Raw genomic sequence first — 17,522 nt, 5'->3', positions numbered from 1 at the left:
AAGCCATGGGGCGATCAATTCGCCTCTAGAAGTGGGTCGAGTGCGCGAACGTGCTCGACTTGCCAGCCAATCGGTACCACGTCGCCGACCGCCAACGCCGGGTCCAGCTCGGCGATCGGTTGTTTCACAAAAAAATCGGCCTTGCCGCAGACTTCCAGGCGCACGCGCACGTGGTCGCCCAGGTAGATGAATTCCGCCACCCGCCCGGAGAAACGGTTGACGCAGCTTTCGCTGGAGCCATTGAGGCTGACACGCTCAGGGCGCACCGACAGGGTCACCGGGCCGCCGACCTGGCCGACGTTCACCGCCAGTGCCTCGACCTTCTCGCCGCGCGCCAGCTCTACCACGCAGCGCTCGCCGGTATGGCTGTGCAGGCGGCCATTGAGGCGATTGTTTTCACCGATGAAGTTGGCGACGAAGGTGTTTTTCGGCTCTTCATACAAGGTGCGCGGCGCGGCGATCTGCTGGATCTCGCCCTGGTGAAACACCGCCACGCGGTCGGACATGGTCAAGGCTTCGCCCTGGTCATGGGTCACGTACACCACGGTCACGCCGAGGCGCTGGTGCAGGTGCTTGATCTCCATCTGCATGTGTTCGCGCAGTTGCTTGTCGAGGGCGCCGAGGGGTTCGTCCATCAGCACCAGTTGCGGCTCGAACACCAGCGCCCGGGCCAAGGCCACACGCTGTTGCTGGCCGCCGGACAGTTGCGCCGGGTAGCGCTGGGCGAAGGCATCGAGCTGGACCATGCTCAGCACGCGTTTGACCCGCTCGCTGATATCGGTCTTGCTCAAGCCCCGCACCGACAGCGGGAACGCGAGGTTCTCGGCAACGGTCATGTGCGGGAACAGCGCGTAGTTCTGGAACACCATGCCGATGTCGCGCTTGTGCGGCGGCACGTTGTTGATCGAGCGTCCGGCCAGCTGGATTTCACCGGCGGTCGGCGTTTCGAAGCCGGCCAGCATCATCAGGCTGGTGGTCTTGCCCGAACCGGAAGGCCCGAGCAGGGTGAGGAACTCGCCCTTGCGAATCTCCAGGTTGAGGTCTTTGACGATCAGGTTCTCGCCGTCGTAGCTCTTCTGCACGCCACGAAAGCTGACCAGCACATCATTTGAATCCACCTCGCTCATACCCGCACCTTTGTATTTTGGACTGCTGTGGCACAAGCGTAGTCCAGGCGCGAGCCCCCGGAAATCGGGGGCCAGGAGAGAATGGCATCAGCCGGATGGAAGGTTTGGGGTAGGGATCGCCCTACACGGATGGCGGGGATGGGACAGGGCAGCGGCAAGAGGCGAGCTGCACGCGGCAAGAATGGGTTCGGCGGTGTTTTGGGGTTGTCGTTATTGGGTATGTGGTTAGAGGAGCTTGTGCTCCATGGCGTACTTCACCAGCTCCGCCAGGGAGGTGATATTGAGCTTTTGCATCAGCCGCGCCTTGTGGGTGCTGATGGTCTTGCTGCTCAACGCCAGTTGCTGGGCGATGTCATTGACGTTGGCGCCCTGGGCCAGGCGCTCGAACACCGAAAATTCACGCTCGGACAGCAGCGAATGCAAGGGCCTTGAATCCGTCAGGCCGACCTCGAAGACCATGCGGTCCGCCAGGTCCGGGTCGATGTAACGCCCGCCGGCGGCGACCTTGCGAATCGCCATCAGCAGCAGCGCCGGGTCGCTGTCCTTGGTGGCGTAGCCCGCAGCGCCCACCTTCAAGGCGCGGGCGGCCATTTGCGCCTCATCGTGCATCGACAGCACCAGGATCGCCGGCGGATTGCTCAGCGCACGAATGCGCGCAATCGCTTCCAGGCCATTCACGCCTGGCATCGAGATGTCCAGCAACACCACCTCGCAAGGCACATGGCGCAAGGTCTCGAGCAACTGCTCGCCATTACTCGCCTCCCCCACCACCAGCAGGTCCTTGGCCAGGCCGATCAATTGCTTGATGCCTTCACGAACGATGGTGTGGTCTTCGGCTACCAGTACACGGATCACAAGGGCTTCCTCTTATCGTTATGCATCCAAAGGCACCGTGACACTCAGGGTGGTGCCCTCGCCCAATTGACTGTCCAGGCTCAGTTGCCCGCCCATGATCAGCACGCGCTCGCGCATCCCCACCAGGCCAAACGATACCGGGCGCCCCTGGGCCTGGACGAAACCGACGCCATCGTCGCTGATGGTCAGCCGCAGGTCGGTGCCTTCCACCGCCAGGGTCAGTTCGACAGTATGCGCCTGGGCATGGCGCATCACATTGGTCAGTGCCTCTTGCAGGATACGGAACAGGCCGATGGCCTTGGCATCGCTCAAGGTCGGCAGGTTATCCGGTACCTGCACCAGGCAAGGGATTTGCGTGCGCGCTTCGAAACGCCGGGCTTGCCATTCAATCGCCGAGGCAATACCGGCGTCGAGAATCGGCGGGCGCAGCGCCGTCGCCACGTCCCGCACCAACTGGAACAGTTGGGCGATCAGGCGCTTCATGCTGTTCAAGCGCTCATGCAGGCCAGGATCCAGTTGCGCATAGGACAGCTCGCACATGGAGGTTTCCAGCTTGAGCACCGTGAGCATTTGCCCGAGTTCGTCGTGCACTTCCCGGGCGATGCGGGCTTTTTCTTCTTCGCGCACGGTTTCCAGGTGAGCGGACAACTCGCGCAGTTGCGCTTCACTTTGCATCAAGGCGGCCAGGGTGCGGCGCAGTTCGGTGACATCGTTCAGGTAGACAACCAGGTATTCGGCCTCGGCAAATCGCACAAAGCTCAAGGACACGTTGGCCGGCAGGATGCTGCCATCGGCGCGCAAACAATCGGTGGCGAAGTTCTGCGGCCCCTCTTCGCTGGCCCGTGCGCGCTTCCACAAATTGAGCCAGCGGTCCATATCCAGGGTCGGGTCGAGGTCGACCAGCGGCCGTTCGATCAGTGCACCGGGCTCGTAACCCAGCATGCTCTCGGCCGCACGATTGGCGTAGCGCACATGGCTGTCCCAGTTGACCCACAGGATGCCGACGGTGCTCTGGTCGATGGAGAACTGCGTCAAGCGCAACGCTTCGGCACCGGCGGCACGGGCGGCGCTTTCTTCGCGGGCCGCCAGCAGGTCGTGCTCCAGCACACGTTGCTGGCGGCGCTGCCAGAACACCACGGCCAGGCTGGCGAGCAGCAACAGGCCGAGCAGCAGGCTGAGGTTCTGCCAAAGGCCTTTGGATTCGGATAAACGTGGGTATTTGGGTTGCAGCCAGCGACTGTGCAGTTGATCCAGGTCGCGGGCCGGGATCGCGCTCAGGGCACTTTCCATGATGCCGGCCAGTTCCGGCCAATCCCGGCGCGTGGCGACCCGCAGCAATTGCGGCAGGCCGATGTCCCCGACCACCGCCAGCCCGCTGAACTCGGCCTCTGCAGACAAGCGGCTTAATTGCGCTTCATCCACCACGGCATAACGCGCCTGCTGGCTGACCAACAGTTGCAAGGCCTGGCGCTCCATGGGCACGCCTTGCAGGTTGAGGCCGGGATAGGTACTGCGCAGGTAATCGGCCACGGCGCTGGGCATGCGCACGGCAACCCGGGATTGACCGTCGAGCTTCTCCAGCTCCACGGCACCACCGCCCTCGCGGATGCCGACAATGTGTTGAGGCACACGCATATACGGGTCGGTGAACTGCCACAGGCGCAAACCGGCCGGGGTTTGCTGCAGGCCAGGGGCAATGTCTACCTCGTCATCGCGTACGGCCGCCTCCAACTGCTCCTGATCAGGGAAGTTGCGCCAGGTCAGCTCGATATTCAGCGCCTTGGCCAGCCACTGCATCAACTCGACATTCGCCCCGGACAAGCGCTGCAGGCGTCGGTCGTATTGCGCGTAAGGCGCCTGCAACACCACGCCCACCCGCAGCTCCGGGTGCCGGGCCAGCCATTCGCGCTGCGGCGCATTCAGCTGCGCCTGCGGTGTGGCGGGCGCGGGGGAAGCGTTTGCCATCAAGGCAAGGCACAAACAGCCGATAACCAGCAGACAGCGAAAACCCATGATCCACGTCTCACATCACTGACAAATACTGACCAACCCATTAGGCTGCTGGAATCACTTCTGGCCGGAAATCAACGATGTCCTATCGAAACCGTTCGGCACTGCCAGCATTGTGCCTGTCACTGCTGTTTACCAGTGCCTTTTCTGTGCAGGCTGAAGACGCACCGGCACCGGCTGCCGAAAAACCCGTCGAACGCCAACCCCTGCCCGAGCGTAGCCAGGAAGAGGCCAGCGCCCTGGAACGCAAAATCCCGCAGCAAGAGCAGCAACAGTTGCAGGCCGGCAGTGATTCATTCCTTGCCCTGTGGAAACCGGCCAACAGCGCCGAACCCGAAGGCGTGGTGATTATCGTACCGGGCGCCGGCGAAAATGCTGACTGGCCGCAAGCAATCGGCCCGTTGCGACGTAAATTGCCGGATGCCAATTGGGGCAGCCTCAGCCTGTCGTTACCGGACGTGAGCATGGACACCCTGCCACCGCGTGTCATGGAAGCACCCAACGCCACCGTCGACACCAGCAGTAAAGACGCGAGCACCGCCGACAAGCCGATCGAGCAAGCCGCCAGCGCCGAGGCGGAAGGCACCGACCCGGCGGTGGTCCCGGGTGCCGACGAACAGGACAAGACCGACGCCTCGCGCATCTTCGCGCGCATCGATGCCGCCGTGGCTTTTGCCCAGACCCAGAGCGCACGCACGGTGGTGCTGGTGGGCCATGGCACTGGCGCCTGGTGGGCGGCGCGTTACCTGACTGAAAAACAACCCTCCCAGGTGCAGAAGCTCGTGATGGTTGCCGCCCAGACGCCTGCCGGGCGTCATCCGGATGTGCAGCAACTGGCGCCGGCGCTGAAGCTGCCGACGGCCGACGTCTTCTATCAAGACAACGCTCAAGCACGCAACAACGCCCTGGCGCGCGCCCAGGCCGCGAAGCGCTTGAAGAATGACGGCTATAAGCAGGTGTCATTGAAGACCCTGCCCGGCAACAGCGCCGCCGAGCAGGAACAGTTGTATCGCCGGGTTCGCGGCTGGTTGAGCCCGCAGGCCAGCGCCGACTGAGGATCAGCACAGAACCAATGTGGTTATCCGTGAAAGACCGGCCTCTAACGAAAATCCCGGCGCTCGCGAATCAATGAATAGGCATTGTGCAATTCACGGGTGCGCTCGGTCGCCTCACGCACTTGCGCGGGGCTGGCGCCACTGCCGGCCACCTTGTCCGGGTGGTGACGGCTCAGCAGGCGGCGATAGGCACGCTTGATGACCGACGGCTCGGTGGTAGCGGTCACGCCGAGCAAGCGCAACGCTTCCTGGTAGGTCGTGCCACGATTGACCAGCGGCTTGCGCTCAGGTGTGTAGTCGGCCGCCAACGCCTGGAGCTGTTGCGGTGTCCAGCCCAACCACTTCCCCCACAGGTCGATCAAGTCGCGCTCGGCGGCATCCGCCTTGCCGTCCGCCCAGACCATCCGCCAGCACGCCCGCAACACCCCTTCCGCCGCATGGGGCTGGGCCTTGAGCACACGCAGGTAGCGGCGTACCCGGTCGGAACCGGATTTGCCGCGGTTGAACGCCGCAATCGCGCGGCGCTGGGCCGACTCGGTCATGTCCAGTGAGCGCATTTCCTGCCGCGCCTGATGGATATGCCCGTCTACCACACGCCCGTTGCTTTTGGCCAGGCGCCCGAGCAACACAAACAATAACTCGTCATTGCGTAACGCCGGACGCCCGCCCAAGCGCTCGCGCAACTGTGCCCAACTGTGCAGTTGCAGGCGGCGATCCAGCGCCTGCCCCAACAGCGCACCCAACAAGGCCCCCGGAATACTGGCAATGGCAAAGCCAGCCCCGGCGCCGATCAGCGTCCCTGGCCACAACATGCTACTGCCCCGCTGTCAGCAGGGTTTCGACGTGCGCCAGGCGCTCCAGCGTGCCGACATCAATCCAGCGTCCCGCCATGTGTTCCCCCGTTACCAAACCTTTCGCCATGGCCGCACGCAGCAGCGGCGCCAGCTTGAAGGCACCGGCGCTGCAACCCTCGAACAGCCGGGGGTCGAGCACTGAAATGCCACTGAAGGTCAGGTTATCGGCACCGGGCGCCGCATCATGAAGCAAGCCCTGATCAAGGTAGAAATCACCGCCCGAGGGGTGATGTGCCGGGTTGTCGACCATCACCAGATGAGCCAGGCCCTTAAGCGGCTGCTTGAGTCGGGTGAAGTCGTAGTCGGTCCAGATATCGCCGTTGACCACCAGGAACGGCTCATCCCCCAGCAGCGGCAGCGCCTGGAAAATCCCGCCGCCGGTTTCCAGCGGTTCGCCCTCCGGGGAATAGCGGATACGCAAGCCGAACTGCGCTCCATCCCCCAGGTAGCGCTCGATCTGCTGGCCGAGCCAGGCATGGTTGATCACCACATCGGTAAAGCCGGCCTTGGCCAGCGCCTCCAGGTGGTACTCGATCAGGCGCTTGCCGCCGGCCTGCACCAGCGGCTTGGGCGTGTGCAAGGTGAGCGGACGCATCCGCTCGCCTTTGCCGGCGGCCAGGATCATGGCCTTCATACGCCGGCCTCTGCGGGCTGCCGCAGGCTGGTCAGTAACTCAGCCAGTTCGCTCAACTCCGGGCGATCGGCCAGCACCGCCTCTATATAAGCAAAGAAGCGCGGTACGTCGGCCAGGTAGCGTGGCTTGCCGTCGCGATGGCAGATGCGCGCAAAGATACCGATGACCTTGAGGTGGCGCTGCACGCCCATCAGGTCGCTGGCGCGCAGGAAGTCTTCGAAATCCGGCTGTACCGGAATGCCGGCCTGGCCCGCACGTTCCCAGTAGTCGCGCTGCCATTCCCGCACACGGGCCTGGGGCCAGCTGAGAAAGGCGTCCTTGAACAGGCAGGTAATGTCGTAGGTGACCGGACCATACACCGCGTCCTGAAAATCCAGCACGCCAGGGTTAGGCTCGCTGATCATCAGGTTGCGTGGCATATAGTCGCGGTGCACCAGCACTTTGGGTTGCGCCAGGGCGCTGTCGATCAAGTGATCGCTGACACGCTGCCAAAGTGCCTGCTGCCGGGTATCCAGCTCGAGACCCAAGTGTCGGCGCACGTACCATTCGGGAAACAATTCGAGTTCACGGCGCAGCAAGGCGACGTCATAGCTGGGCAGTGGTGCGTCCATCGGCAACTGCTGATAAGCCAGCAAGGCGTCAATGGCATCGGCAAACAATTGATCGGCGTTTTCGTCGTTTATCACGTCCAGGTAGGTTTTTCTGCCCAGGTCATTGAGCAAAAGAAAGCCTCGCGGCAAGTCTTGTGCATAAATTTTTGGAACATTTATTCCCGACGTCGACAACAAATAAGCGATATCGACGAAAGGCTTGCAGTTTTCCTGAGGGGGCGGCGCGTCCATTACCACGAAAGTCCGACCGCCGCCTTCCCAACGGAAATAGCGCCTGAAACTCGCGTCGCTGCTGGCCGCGGTCAATGTGGCCGGGGGTACGGCACCCCAGCCTTGAGCGTTGAAAAGGATCGGCAACTGCTCATCCAGCCAGACTTCCAGCTGCTGTAAACGTAGATCTTGCTCGGGCATTACAAGGGTCTCCGACGGCGCTAGCCGTCAAGCGGGTCATGCTTTATTATCACGCATCTTTTTCAGACCATCGAGAGGCGTGCGGCCCAAACCGCGGGCAGATGGCACGCAGGAAGCCCGGACTAATAAGATGGCATTGAAATCCCCCGCGTTTCGTAGAAAATTTCCGTTGCTGGTAACCGGCAGTCTGCTGGTCATGCAACCCTTCGCCACCTCATTCGTGGTCGCCGCGGAACAGTATGACTGCTCAGTCTCTGCTTCGGGTGCCTGGGACTGCGCGCCGAAGACCGCCGCCGCCCCATTGCCACCGCGCCCGGTGCATGACGGCGCAGCCGTCAGCTCGGCCAACAGCACGGCGCAGGCCGACGCTGGCGGCAGTGCCGAAGCCGAGCCGAAGACCGCACTGGTCACCGAGTCCAAGGGCCGTGGCCTGCGTTCGCGCAGCGCCGACTACAGCCACTTGGACTGGGTGCCTCGCGAAAAGTTGACCGCAGCCCAGCTGGCGGAAACCGGTCCTTACTGCGGCGGTGCGTACATCGAGCCAACTCGTCCTGGCATGAACGACAAGACGAACAAGAGCGATGCGCCCACCTTCATCGGTGCCAAGGCCTCTCGTTACGAGCAGGAACAACAAGTCGCAACCCTGGCCGGTGACGTCGTCATGCGCCAGGGCAGCATGCAGCTGGAGTCGGAAGAAGCCAGCCTGTACCAGGCCGAGAACCGGGGCGAGCTGAACGGTAACGTGCGACTGCGCGACAACGGTGCATTGATCGTCGGCGACCACGCCCAGGTTCAACTGGATACCGGCGCTGCGCAGATCGACAACGCCGAATACGTGCTGCACAAGTCGCGTATCCGCGGTAACGCGCTGTACGCCAAGCGCGCCGAAAACGCGATCATCCGCCTCAAGGACGGTACCTACACCACCTGCGAGCCGGACAGCAACGCCTGGCAGCTCAGGGGCAACAACATCACGTTGAACCCGGCCACCGGTTTCGGTACGGCCACCAACGCGACGCTGCGGATCAAGAACATTCCGATCCTGTACACCCCTTACATCTACTTCCCGATCGACGACCGTCGTCAGTCCGGCTTCCTGCCACCGAGCTTCAGCACCGGCAGCGAAACCGGCTTTACCCTGGTCACGCCGTACTACTTCAACCTGGCACCAAACTACGATGCCACGTTGTACCCGCAATACATGACCAAGCGCGGCATGATGATGGAAGGCGAATTCCGCTACCTCACCAAGTCCAGCGAAGGCCAGTTCGGCGGCGCGTACCTGAACGACGACAACGACGAACGCAAGAAGCAGACCGACTACGAAAAAACCCGCTACATGCTCAATTGGCAGCACAAGGGCGGGCTGGATTCGCGTGTACTGACCCAGGTCGACTACACCACGATCAGTGACCCTTACTACTTCCAGGACCTCAAGTCCTACCAGGAAGGTGTCGAGAGCCGCGACTACGTCAACCAGCAGGGCTCCGTGGCTTATCGCGGTGACACCTTCCAGGCACGCCTGAACCTGCAGGCTTACCAGCTGGCGACGATCTCCCAGGTCACGCCGTATAACCGCCTGCCGCAGATCACCTTCAACGGTACCCTGCCTTATCATCCGGGTGGCTTGAACTTCAGCTATGAGACCGAAGCCGTACGCTTTGATCGTGACCTGGAAAACGGCAATTTCAGCAATGAGAACGGGGACATCGAGCGCCGCCTCGACACTTATGTCCGCGGTCTTACCCGTGCCAATGGCACGCGCCTGAACGTAGCGCCGGCTGTCGAGTACCCGATGAACTGGACCTACGGCTTTGTAACGCCGAAGCTCAAGTACGTGTACACCAAGTACGACCTGGACCTGGATAACATTGGCAAGAACCAGATCCTTGTCGATCAGGCTGCAGCAGTGGCAGCCGGTACCCAGTACGCGGGCGGCACCTTCAAGAGCTCCCAGGACCGTGCGGTTCCGGTGGCCAGCGTCGACAGCGGCCTGTACTTCGATCGCAACACCAACTGGTTCGGCAAGGATTATCGCCAGACCCTCGAGCCGCGTGCGTTCTACCTGTACGTGCCGAACAAGGACCAGGCCGATATCCCGGTCTTCGACACCAGCGAATACTCGTTCAGCTACGCGTCACTGTTCCGCGACAACCGCTTCAGCGGCTCCGACCGTATCGGCGACGAGAACAAGCTGTCCCTGGGCTTGACCAGCCGGTGGATCGAAGAAAACGGTTTCGAGCGTCAACGCGTATCCGTGGGACAGGCTGTGTACTTCAAGGATCGTGAAGTACAACTGCCTGGCATCCTGGCGGCCGACCGTGCCGATGCACAGTCCGACGTATCGCCCGTTGCCCTGGACTACGAGTTCCGCTTCAACCGCGACTGGCGTGCCACTGCCGACTACAACTGGGATACCGAGGAGCACAGCCCTCGTTCCGGTAGCGCGATGCTTCACTACCAGCCGGAAGACAACCCGAACAAGATCATCAACGTCGGTTATCGCTATCGTAACGACCAGGTCGTCTACAACCAGTTGACCGGCAAATGGCAGTTCGGTGGCGACTACGGTCAACCAGGCGATCCGAACTACGTGAAGGATTACTACAAAATCCAACAACACGACTTCTCGATGATGTGGCCGATCATTCCCCAGTGGAACCTGATCACCCGCTGGCAGTATGACTACGCTCGCAACCGTACCCTGGAAGCCTTCGGTGGTTTCGAGTACGACAACTGCTGCTGGAAACTGCGCGTCATCAACCGTTACTGGGTTTCCAACGACGAATACAGCCAGATCGCCCCGCTTAACGAAAAGGGTGACCACGGGCTCTTCCTGCAGATCGTCCTCAAAGGACTCGGCGGCCTGACCGGCGCCAAGGTAGAGAGCTTCCTCGACAAAGGCATTGAAGGTTATCGTGAACGTGAAGACCAAGCTTTCTGATTGTCTGCGCCCGCTAGTGCTGGGCGCGCTGTTCCTGGGCACCGTATCGGCTCACGCTGCGGTTCAGCAACTGGATAAAGTCGTGGCCATCGTCGATAACGACGTGATCATGCAAAGCCAACTGGACCAGCGCGTCAAGGAAGTGCAGCAAACCATCGCCAAGCGTGGCGGCGGCGTGCCACCGACCAGCGTGCTGGACCAGCAGGTACTGGAACGCCTGATCGTCGAAAACCTGCAACTGCAGATCGGCGAGCGTTCCGGCATCCGCATTTCGGACGAAGAACTGAACCAGGCGGTCGGCACCATCGCTCAGCGCAACAACATGAGCATTGATCAATTCCGCGCGGCCCTGGCCCACGACGGTCTTTCGTATGAAGACGCCCGTGACCAGATCCGCCGCGAAATGATCATCAGCCGTGTGCGCCAGCGTCGCGTTGCCGAGCGGGTCCAGGTATCCGAGCAGGAAGTGAAGAACTTCCTGGCCTCGGACCTGGGCAAGATGCAGCTTTCCGAAGAACTGCACCTGGCCAATATCCTGATCCCGACCCCGGACAGTGCCAACTCCGAGCAGCTGAATGCGGCAGCGGCGAAAACCCAGGCTATCTATGATCGCCTGAAAGCCGGCGCTGACTTTGCCCAGATGGCCATTGCCCAGTCCGGCAGCGACAACGCCCTTGAAGGTGGTGATATGGGCTGGCGTAAAGCGGCTCAACTGCCACCTCCGTTCGACCGTGAACTGAGTGCCATGGAAGTGGGTGGCATCACCCAGCCAGCCCGCACCCCAGGCGGCTTCATCATCCTGAAGTTGCTGGAACGTCGCGGTGGCGAGACCTCGCTGAAAGACGAAGTGCATGTTCGTCATATCCTGGTCAAACCAAGCGAAATCCGCACCGAGGCCCAAACCAAGGAACTGGCCCAGAAGATCTATGACCGCATCGAAAGCGGTGAAGACTTCGCCACCCTGGCCAAGAGCTTCTCGGAAGACCCGGGTTCCGCCCTCAACGGTGGCGACCTGAACTGGATCGACCCGAAAGCCCTGGTGCCTGAGTTCCAGCAGGTAATGGCCGATACTCCGCAAGGCGTACTGTCCAAGCCGTTCAAGACCCAATATGGCTGGCATGTACTGGAAGTCCTTGGTCGTCGCGCCACCGACAACACCAGCCAGGCCCGCGAGCAGCAGGCGCTGAACGTACTGCGTAACCGCAAATACGACGAAGAGCTGCAGACCTGGCTGCGTCAGATCCGTGACGAAGCCTACGTGGAAAACAAGCTGCCAGGCGCCGAGCAAACAGGCACCGACCAGGCAGCTCCGTGAAACCCCAGCGTTTCGCCGTGACACCCGGCGAGCCGGCCGGCATTGGTCCAGACCTGTGCCTGCTGCTCGCCTCGCACCCCCAGCCGCACCCCCTGATTGCCATTACCAGCCGCGACCTGCTCCTTGAGCGGGCCGCGCAGCTGGGTGTGGTCGTCAATCTGCTGGACGTGGGACCGGGCAACTGGCCCGACCTGCCGGCGCCCGCCGGCAGCTTGTATGTGTGGAACACCCCGCTGCAAGCCAAGGTCGTTGCCGGGCAACTCAACAAGGCCAACGCGGCGTTCGTCCTGGAAACCCTGACCCGCGCGGGGCAAGGCTGCATCGACGGCGACTTCGCCGGCATGATCACCGCGCCGGTCCACAAGGGCGTGATCAACGAATCGGGCATTGCGTTTTCCGGCCACACCGAGTTCCTGGCCGAGCTGACCAACACCGCTCAAGTCGTCATGATGCTGGCCACACGCGGCCTGCGGGTCGCCCTGGTGACCACGCACCTGCCATTGCGCGACATTGCCGACGCCATCACCGCCGAGCGTGTGGAGCGCGTTACGCGCATCCTGCATGCCGACCTGCAACAAAAATTCGGCATCGCCCAACCGCGCATCCTGGTCTGCGGGCTCAACCCCCACGCCGGCGAAGGCGGACACTTGGGCCATGAAGAAATCGACATCATTGAACCAACCCTGGAGCGTCTGCGCCAAGAAGGCATGGACCTGCGTGGCCCACTGCCAGCAGACACTCTGTTTACCCCCAAATATCTGGAGCACTGCGACGCAGTGCTGGCGATGTACCATGACCAGGGGCTGCCCGTGCTGAAATACAAAGGCTTCGGCGCCGCAGTCAACGTGACACTGGGCCTGCCGATCATCCGCACCTCCGTCGACCATGGCACCGCCCTGGACCTGGCAGGCAGCGGCAAGATCGATACCGGCAGCCTGCACGTGGCCCTGGAAACCGCCTATCAGATGGCCGAGACCCGTATATGACCGAGCATTACCAACACCGGGCGCGCAAGCGCTTCGGGCAAAACTTCCTGCACGACGCCGGCGTGATCGACCGTATCCTGCGCTCCATCCATGCCAAGCCAGAAGACCGCCTGCTGGAAATCGGCCCGGGCCAGGGCGCGTTGACCCAAGGCTTGCTCGCCAGTGGCGGCCAACTGGACGTGGTGGAACTGGACAAGGACCTGATCCCGATCCTCAACCAGCAGTTCGCCGACAAGCCCAACTTCAACCTGCATCAGGGCGATGCACTGAAGTTCGATTTCAATACCCTCAACGCCGCGCCTAATAGCCTGCGTGTGGTGGGTAACCTGCCGTACAACATCTCCACACCGCTGATTTTCCACCTGCTGAACAACGCCGGGATCATCCGCGACATGCACTTCATGCTGCAAAAAGAAGTGGTGGAACGCCTGGCTGCCGGCCCTGGTGGTGGTGATTGGGGCCGATTGTCGATCATGGTTCAGTACCACTGCCGCGTCGAACACCTGTTCAATGTCGGCCCGGGCGCATTCAACCCGCCGCCGAAGGTCGATTCGGCCATCGTGCGCCTGGTGCCTCACGCCGTGCTGCCACACCCGGCCAAGGATCACAAATTGCTGGAACGCGTGGTGCGTGAAGCGTTCAACCAGCGCCGCAAGACACTGCGCAACACACTCAAGGCCCTGCTGAGCAACGCCGAGATCGAAGCAGCCGGCGTCGACGGCAGCCTGCGCCCCGAGCAACTGGACCTCGCCGCGTTCGTGCGCCTGGCCGACCAACTTGCCATCCAGCCTGCGCCAGTCGCCGACTGAAACCCCCAGGCATGGCCAGACACATGTCTGGCCTAGTGCCCACCTCTTGGCCTAGACTGATCCGCATCTGCTGTCCTCCGCTTTTGCTTTTAAGGCCTCTTGCATGTCCGATCCTCGCTACCAGATCGACGTCAGCGTCGTCACCCGCTTCCTCGCGGACCAATCGCAACCTGAACAGAACCGCTTCGCCTTTGCCTACACCATCACGGTGAAAAACAACGGGCAGGTGCCGGCCAAGCTGCTGTCACGCCACTGGGTGATCACCGACGGTGACGGTCAGGTCGAGGAAGTTCGCGGCGCAGGCGTTGTCGGCCAACAACCGTTGATCGACATTGGCGCCAGCCACACTTACAGCAGCGGCACGGTAATGACCTCCAAGGTCGGCACCATGCAAGGCTCGTATCAGATGAAAGCCACTGATGGCAAACTGTTCGACGCCATCATCAAGCCTTTCCGCCTCGCCGTACCAGGCGCCCTGCACTGATGGCAACGTACGCGGTCGGCGACCTGCAAGGCTGTCTGGAGCCTCTCAAGTGCCTGCTTGAACGGGTGGCCTTCGACCCGGCGAACGATCGCCTGTGGCTGGTAGGCGACCTGGTCAATCGCGGCCCCGAGTCCCTGGAAACGCTACGTTACCTGTATAGCCTGCGGGATTCCCTGGTGTGCGTACTGGGCAACCATGACCTGCACCTGCTGGCGGCCGGCAATAACATCGAGCGCCTGAAAAAGGGCGATACCCTGCGGGAAATCCTCGAGGCGCCAGATCGTGCACAACTGCTTGACTGGCTGCGTCGACAAAAGATCATGCATTACGACGAAAGCCGCAATATGGCCTTGGTCCATGCCGGTATCCCGCCGCAGTGGACGCTGAAAAAAGCCCTCAAGTGCGCCGCCGAAGTCGAAAACGCCCTGGCCGATGACAGCCTGTACACCGCCTACCTCGACGGCATGTATGGCAACGAGCCAGTGAAGTGGGACAACGACCTTACCGGCGTCGCCCGCCTGCGGGTGATTACCAACTATTTCACACGCATGCGCTTCTGCACCGCCGAGGGCAAGCTGGACCTCAAGAGCAAGGAAGGCGTCGACACGGCACTGCCCGGCTACAAACCATGGTTTGCCCACAAGGAACGCAAGACCCGCGACACCAGGATAATCTTTGGTCACTGGGCAGCCCTTGAAGGCAAGTGCGACGAACCGGGCGTATTCGCCCTCGACACCGGCTGCGTATGGGGCGGCGCCATGACCCTGATGAACATCGACACCGGCGAGCGTCACGGCTGCCAGTGCCCACCCACTCTTCCCGTTACCCTGCCGGCTGCAGCCAGGCCATAGGAGCCCACCATGAGCGAATTCAAACGTATCCCTCCCGAACAAGCCCAGGCCCTGCGCGAGCAAGGTGCAGTGGTGGTCGATATCCGTGACCAGCCTACTTACGCCGCCGCCCATATCTCTGGCGCCCAGCACCTGGACAACGTCAACATCGCCGATTTCATCCGTACCGCCGACCTTGATGCACCGCTGATCGTGGCCTGCTACCACGGCAATTCCAGCCAGAGCGCAGCCGCCTACCTGGTCAGCCAGGGCTTCTCCGACGTCTACAGCCTGGATGGTGGCTTTGAGCTGTGGCGTACGACGTATCCTGCAGAAATTGCCTCCGGCGATTCGCAATAATTTTTTTCACACCCCGCTACCCCGCGTGACGCTTGGGCTCGCGCCGTTTCTGACGAACGGCGCAGTCAAACTAATTGCGCATCGCGCCTTGCCCTCTCAGATTCCGAACTATCCTTAAGCGCAGGCCATCCGAATCAGGGGAGAGCCGGTACACCGGCGTACGGGTCATCGGTAGCGTTTCAGGGTGTTCTGGGGGGAAAACAGCCATTGGCGTTCGTCAATGACTGCCAGCATCGACTGATAGATCCGGCGTCGGCTCCACGTATCGAGCGAGGTGACGACGTCATGAGTATTTTCAGCCACTTCCAACAACGCTTCGCGTCCACACAGCAGGAAGAACTCACGCTGCAAGAGTATCTCGAGCTGTGCAAGCAGGACCGCAGCACCTACGCATCTGCCGCCGAACGCCTGTTATTGGCGATCGGCGAGCCGGAGCTGGTGGAAACCGCCAACAATTCGCGCCTGTCGCGAATATTTTCCAACAAGGTGATCCGCCGCTATCCGGCCTTTGAAGACTTCCATGGGATGGAAGAATGCATCGACCAGATCGTCTCCTACTTCCGCCATGCCGCCCAAGGCCTGGAAGAGAAGAAACAGATCCTCTACCTGCTCGGCCCCGTTGGCGGTGGTAAATCGTCCCTGGCCGAAAAACTCAAGCAACTGATCGAGAAGGTGCCCTTCTACGCCATCAAGGGCTCACCGGTCTTCGAGTCGCCCCTGGGCCTGTTCAACGCCACGGAAGATGGCGCGATCCTCGAAGAAGACTTCGGCATCCCACGACGCTACCTCAACACCATCATGTCGCCCTGGGCCACCAAGCGCCTGGCCGAGTTTGGCGGCGATATCAGCCAGTTCCGCGTGGTGAAACTCTACCCGTCGATCCTCAACCAGATCGGCGTGGCCAAGACCGAACCGGGCGACGAGAACAACCAGGACATTTCGGCGCTGGTGGGCAAGGTCGATATCCGCAAGCTGGAAGAATTCCCGCAGAACGACGCCGACGCCTACAGCTACTCGGGCGCACTGTGCCGGGCCAACCAGGGCCTGATGGAATTCGTGGAAATGTTCAAGGCGCCGATCAAGGTGCTGCACCCACTCCTTACCGCCACCCAGGAAGGCAACTACAACAGTACCGAAGGCCTGGGCGCGATTCCGTTCACCGGGATCCTGCTGGCCCACTCCAACGAATCGGAATGGCACACCTTCCGCAACAACAAGAACAATGAAGCCTTCATCGACCGGATCTACATCGTCAAGGTGCCGTACTGCCTGCGGGTCAGCGATGAAATCAAGATCTACGACAAGCTGCTGTTCAACAGCTCGCTGGCCAAGGCCCACTGCGCACCCGACACCCTGAAGATGCTCGCCCAGTTCACCGTGCTGTCGCGCCTCAAGGAGCCGGAAAACTCGAATATCTATTCGAAGATGCGCGTGTACGACGGCGAGAACCTCAAGGACACCGATCCCAAGGCCAAGTCGATCCAGGAATATCGCGACACAGCGGGCGTGGATGAAGGCATGAACGGCCTGTCGACGCGCTTTGCGTTCAAGATCCTGTCCAAGGTCTTCAACTTCGACCCCCATGAGATCGCGGCCAACCCGGTGCACCTGCTGTATGTGCTGGAGCAGCAGATCGAACAGGAACAATTCCAGGCCGAAACCCGCGAACGCTACCTGCGCTTCCTCAAGGAATACCTCGCGCCGCGCTACATCGAGTTTATCGGCAAGGAAATCCAGACCGCGTACCTGGAGTCCTACAGCGAGTACGGCCAGAACATCTTCGACCGCTACGTGCTGTATGCGGACTTCTGGATCCAGGACCAGGAATACCGCGACCCGGAAACCGGCGAAATCCTCAACCGCGTAGCCCTCAACGAAGAATTGGAGAAGATCGAAAAACCCGCCGGCATCAGCAATCCGAAGGATTTCCGCAACGAAATCGTCAACTTCGTACTGCGTGCCCGCGCCAACAACAACGGCAAGAACCCTACCTGGCTCAGCTACGAGAAGCTGCGGGTGGTCATCGAGAAGAAAATGTTTTCCAACACCGAGGATCTGCTGCCGGTCATCAGCTTCAATGCCAAGGCCAGCAAGGAGGACCAGCAAAAACACAACGACTTCGTCACACGAATGGTCGAGCGCGGCTACACCGACAAACAGGTACGACTGCTCTCCGAGTGGTACCTGCGGGTGCGCAAATCGCAGTAAGGCAGCGATGGGCGTCCACTGCCAGGTCA

The 17,522-nt window shown here is 61.4% G+C and carries 15 protein-coding genes; 9 read left to right on the top strand and 6 right to left on the bottom strand.

All coding sequences use genetic code 11. The annotated features are described in order from the left end of the window. Window positions 1–14: 14 nt before the first annotated feature. From C8K58_RS30245 to C8K58_RS30235, 3 genes are all read right to left on the bottom strand, one after another. A complete protein-coding gene (locus C8K58_RS30245) occupies window positions 15–1,127 on the bottom strand; it encodes an ABC transporter ATP-binding protein (RefSeq protein ID WP_028618154.1) in 1,113 nt (370 codons plus the stop codon). A gap of 225 nt (window positions 1,128–1,352) precedes the next feature. Further along, the gene (locus C8K58_RS30240; protein WP_027605903.1) at window positions 1,353–1,982 is read right to left on the bottom strand and encodes a response regulator transcription factor; all 630 of its coding nucleotides are present in this window, start codon (window positions 1,980–1,982) and stop codon (window positions 1,353–1,355) included. 18 nt (window positions 1,983–2,000) lie between these two features. Then, window positions 2,001–3,995, bottom strand: coding sequence for a histidine kinase (locus tag C8K58_RS30235; protein ID WP_108574829.1), 1,995 nt, complete (start codon window positions 3,993–3,995; stop codon window positions 2,001–2,003). Window positions 3,996–4,072: 77 nt separating this feature from the next. On the opposite strand from C8K58_RS30235, the gene C8K58_RS30230 reads away from it, so the two are divergent. Then, window positions 4,073–5,047: an alpha/beta hydrolase family protein gene (locus C8K58_RS30230; protein WP_098480837.1), complete on the top strand. Its 975-nt coding sequence runs from the start codon at window positions 4,073–4,075 to the stop codon at window positions 5,045–5,047. Window positions 5,048–5,091: 44 nt separating this feature from the next. Here C8K58_RS30230 and C8K58_RS30225 read toward each other — a convergent pair whose 3' ends face one another. Genes C8K58_RS30225 through C8K58_RS30215 form a run of 3 tightly spaced genes read right to left on the bottom strand, consistent with a single transcriptional unit; the run spans window position 5,092 to window position 7,557 of the window. Continuing rightward, window positions 5,092–5,859: a TerB family tellurite resistance protein gene (locus tag C8K58_RS30225; protein WP_108574828.1), complete on the bottom strand. Its 768-nt coding sequence runs from the start codon at window positions 5,857–5,859 to the stop codon at window positions 5,092–5,094. Window position 5,860: 1 nt separating this feature from the next. Beyond that, the gene (gene murU, locus C8K58_RS30220; RefSeq protein WP_027605907.1) at window positions 5,861–6,535 is read right to left on the bottom strand and encodes an N-acetylmuramate alpha-1-phosphate uridylyltransferase MurU; all 675 of its coding nucleotides are present in this window, start codon (window positions 6,533–6,535) and stop codon (window positions 5,861–5,863) included. Continuing rightward, entirely contained in the window at window positions 6,532–7,557 is a 1,026-nt protein-coding gene (locus tag C8K58_RS30215) for an aminoglycoside phosphotransferase family protein (RefSeq protein WP_027605908.1), read from the bottom strand. Before C8K58_RS30215 ends, murU begins: the two co-directional genes overlap by 4 nt. A 130-nt stretch (window positions 7,558–7,687) precedes the next feature. Here C8K58_RS30215 and C8K58_RS30210 point away from each other — a divergent pair, with 130 nt between their 5' ends. From C8K58_RS30210 to C8K58_RS30175, 8 genes are all read left to right on the top strand, one after another. Then, the gene (locus C8K58_RS30210; protein WP_108574827.1) at window positions 7,688–10,501 is read left to right on the top strand and encodes an LPS-assembly protein LptD; all 2,814 of its coding nucleotides are present in this window, start codon (window positions 7,688–7,690) and stop codon (window positions 10,499–10,501) included. Then, window positions 10,476–11,816 (top strand): peptidylprolyl isomerase, encoded by a 1,341-nt coding sequence (locus tag C8K58_RS30205; RefSeq protein WP_027605910.1) that lies wholly within the window; start codon window positions 10,476–10,478, stop codon window positions 11,814–11,816. The genes C8K58_RS30210 and C8K58_RS30205 overlap by 26 nt, the downstream gene beginning before the upstream one ends. Continuing rightward, window positions 11,813–12,802 carry a 4-hydroxythreonine-4-phosphate dehydrogenase PdxA gene (gene pdxA, locus C8K58_RS30200; protein ID WP_027605911.1) on the top strand — a complete coding sequence of 330 codons (990 nt, stop codon included), beginning with the start codon at window positions 11,813–11,815 and terminating at the stop codon, window positions 12,800–12,802. The genes C8K58_RS30205 and pdxA overlap by 4 nt, the downstream gene beginning before the upstream one ends. Then, the gene (rsmA, locus tag C8K58_RS30195; protein WP_027605912.1) at window positions 12,799–13,611 is read left to right on the top strand and encodes a 16S rRNA (adenine(1518)-N(6)/adenine(1519)-N(6))-dimethyltransferase RsmA; all 813 of its coding nucleotides are present in this window, start codon (window positions 12,799–12,801) and stop codon (window positions 13,609–13,611) included. Before pdxA ends, rsmA begins: the two co-directional genes overlap by 4 nt. 103 nt (window positions 13,612–13,714) lie before the next feature. Beyond that, window positions 13,715–14,095 (top strand): Co2+/Mg2+ efflux protein ApaG, encoded by a 381-nt coding sequence (gene apaG, locus C8K58_RS30190; protein ID WP_027605913.1) that lies wholly within the window; start codon window positions 13,715–13,717, stop codon window positions 14,093–14,095. After that, window positions 14,095–14,946, top strand: coding sequence for a symmetrical bis(5'-nucleosyl)-tetraphosphatase (locus C8K58_RS30185; protein WP_027605914.1), 852 nt, complete (start codon window positions 14,095–14,097; stop codon window positions 14,944–14,946). The genes apaG and C8K58_RS30185 overlap by 1 nt, the downstream gene beginning before the upstream one ends. 9 nt (window positions 14,947–14,955) lie before the next feature. Beyond that, a complete protein-coding gene (gene glpE / locus C8K58_RS30180; protein WP_027605915.1) occupies window positions 14,956–15,285 on the top strand; it encodes a thiosulfate sulfurtransferase GlpE in 330 nt (109 codons plus the stop codon). 285 nt (window positions 15,286–15,570) lie between these two features. Beyond that, window positions 15,571–17,493, top strand: coding sequence for a PrkA family serine protein kinase (locus tag C8K58_RS30175; protein WP_003194732.1), 1,923 nt, complete (start codon window positions 15,571–15,573; stop codon window positions 17,491–17,493). The last annotated feature ends 29 nt before the right edge of the window (window positions 17,494–17,522 follow it).

It is taken from the genome of Pseudomonas sp. GV047 (assembly GCF_003058245.1).
In the GTDB taxonomy this organism is placed as follows: domain Bacteria; phylum Pseudomonadota; class Gammaproteobacteria; order Pseudomonadales; family Pseudomonadaceae; genus Aquipseudomonas; species Aquipseudomonas marginalis.
Note: the sequence above shows the minus strand (reverse complement) of the source record. Positions and strands in the feature narration are given on the sequence as shown.

Coding starts and splice junctions, on each gene's coding strand:
- C8K58_RS30245 (WP_028618154.1), bottom strand. CDS start 1,127: ATGAGCGAGGTGGATTCAAATGATGTGCTGGTCAGCTTTCGTGGCGTG.
- C8K58_RS30235 (WP_108574829.1), bottom strand. CDS start 3,995: ATGGGTTTTCGCTGTCTGCTGGTTATCGGCTGTTTGTGCCTTGCCTTG.
- C8K58_RS30230 (WP_098480837.1), top strand. CDS start 4,073: ATGTCCTATCGAAACCGTTCGGCACTGCCAGCATTGTGCCTGTCACTG.
- C8K58_RS30225 (WP_108574828.1), bottom strand. CDS start 5,859: ATGTTGTGGCCAGGGACGCTGATCGGCGCCGGGGCTGGCTTTGCCATT.
- murU (WP_027605907.1), bottom strand. CDS start 6,535: ATGAAGGCCATGATCCTGGCCGCCGGCAAAGGCGAGCGGATGCGTCCG.
- C8K58_RS30215 (WP_027605908.1), bottom strand. CDS start 7,557: ATGCCCGAGCAAGATCTACGTTTACAGCAGCTGGAAGTCTGGCTGGAT.
- C8K58_RS30210 (WP_108574827.1), top strand. CDS start 7,688: ATGGCATTGAAATCCCCCGCGTTTCGTAGAAAATTTCCGTTGCTGGTA.
- rsmA (WP_027605912.1), top strand. CDS start 12,799: ATGACCGAGCATTACCAACACCGGGCGCGCAAGCGCTTCGGGCAAAAC.
- apaG (WP_027605913.1), top strand. CDS start 13,715: ATGTCCGATCCTCGCTACCAGATCGACGTCAGCGTCGTCACCCGCTTC.
- C8K58_RS30185 (WP_027605914.1), top strand. CDS start 14,095: ATGGCAACGTACGCGGTCGGCGACCTGCAAGGCTGTCTGGAGCCTCTC.
- glpE (WP_027605915.1), top strand. CDS start 14,956: ATGAGCGAATTCAAACGTATCCCTCCCGAACAAGCCCAGGCCCTGCGC.
- C8K58_RS30175 (WP_003194732.1), top strand. CDS start 15,571: ATGAGTATTTTCAGCCACTTCCAACAACGCTTCGCGTCCACACAGCAG.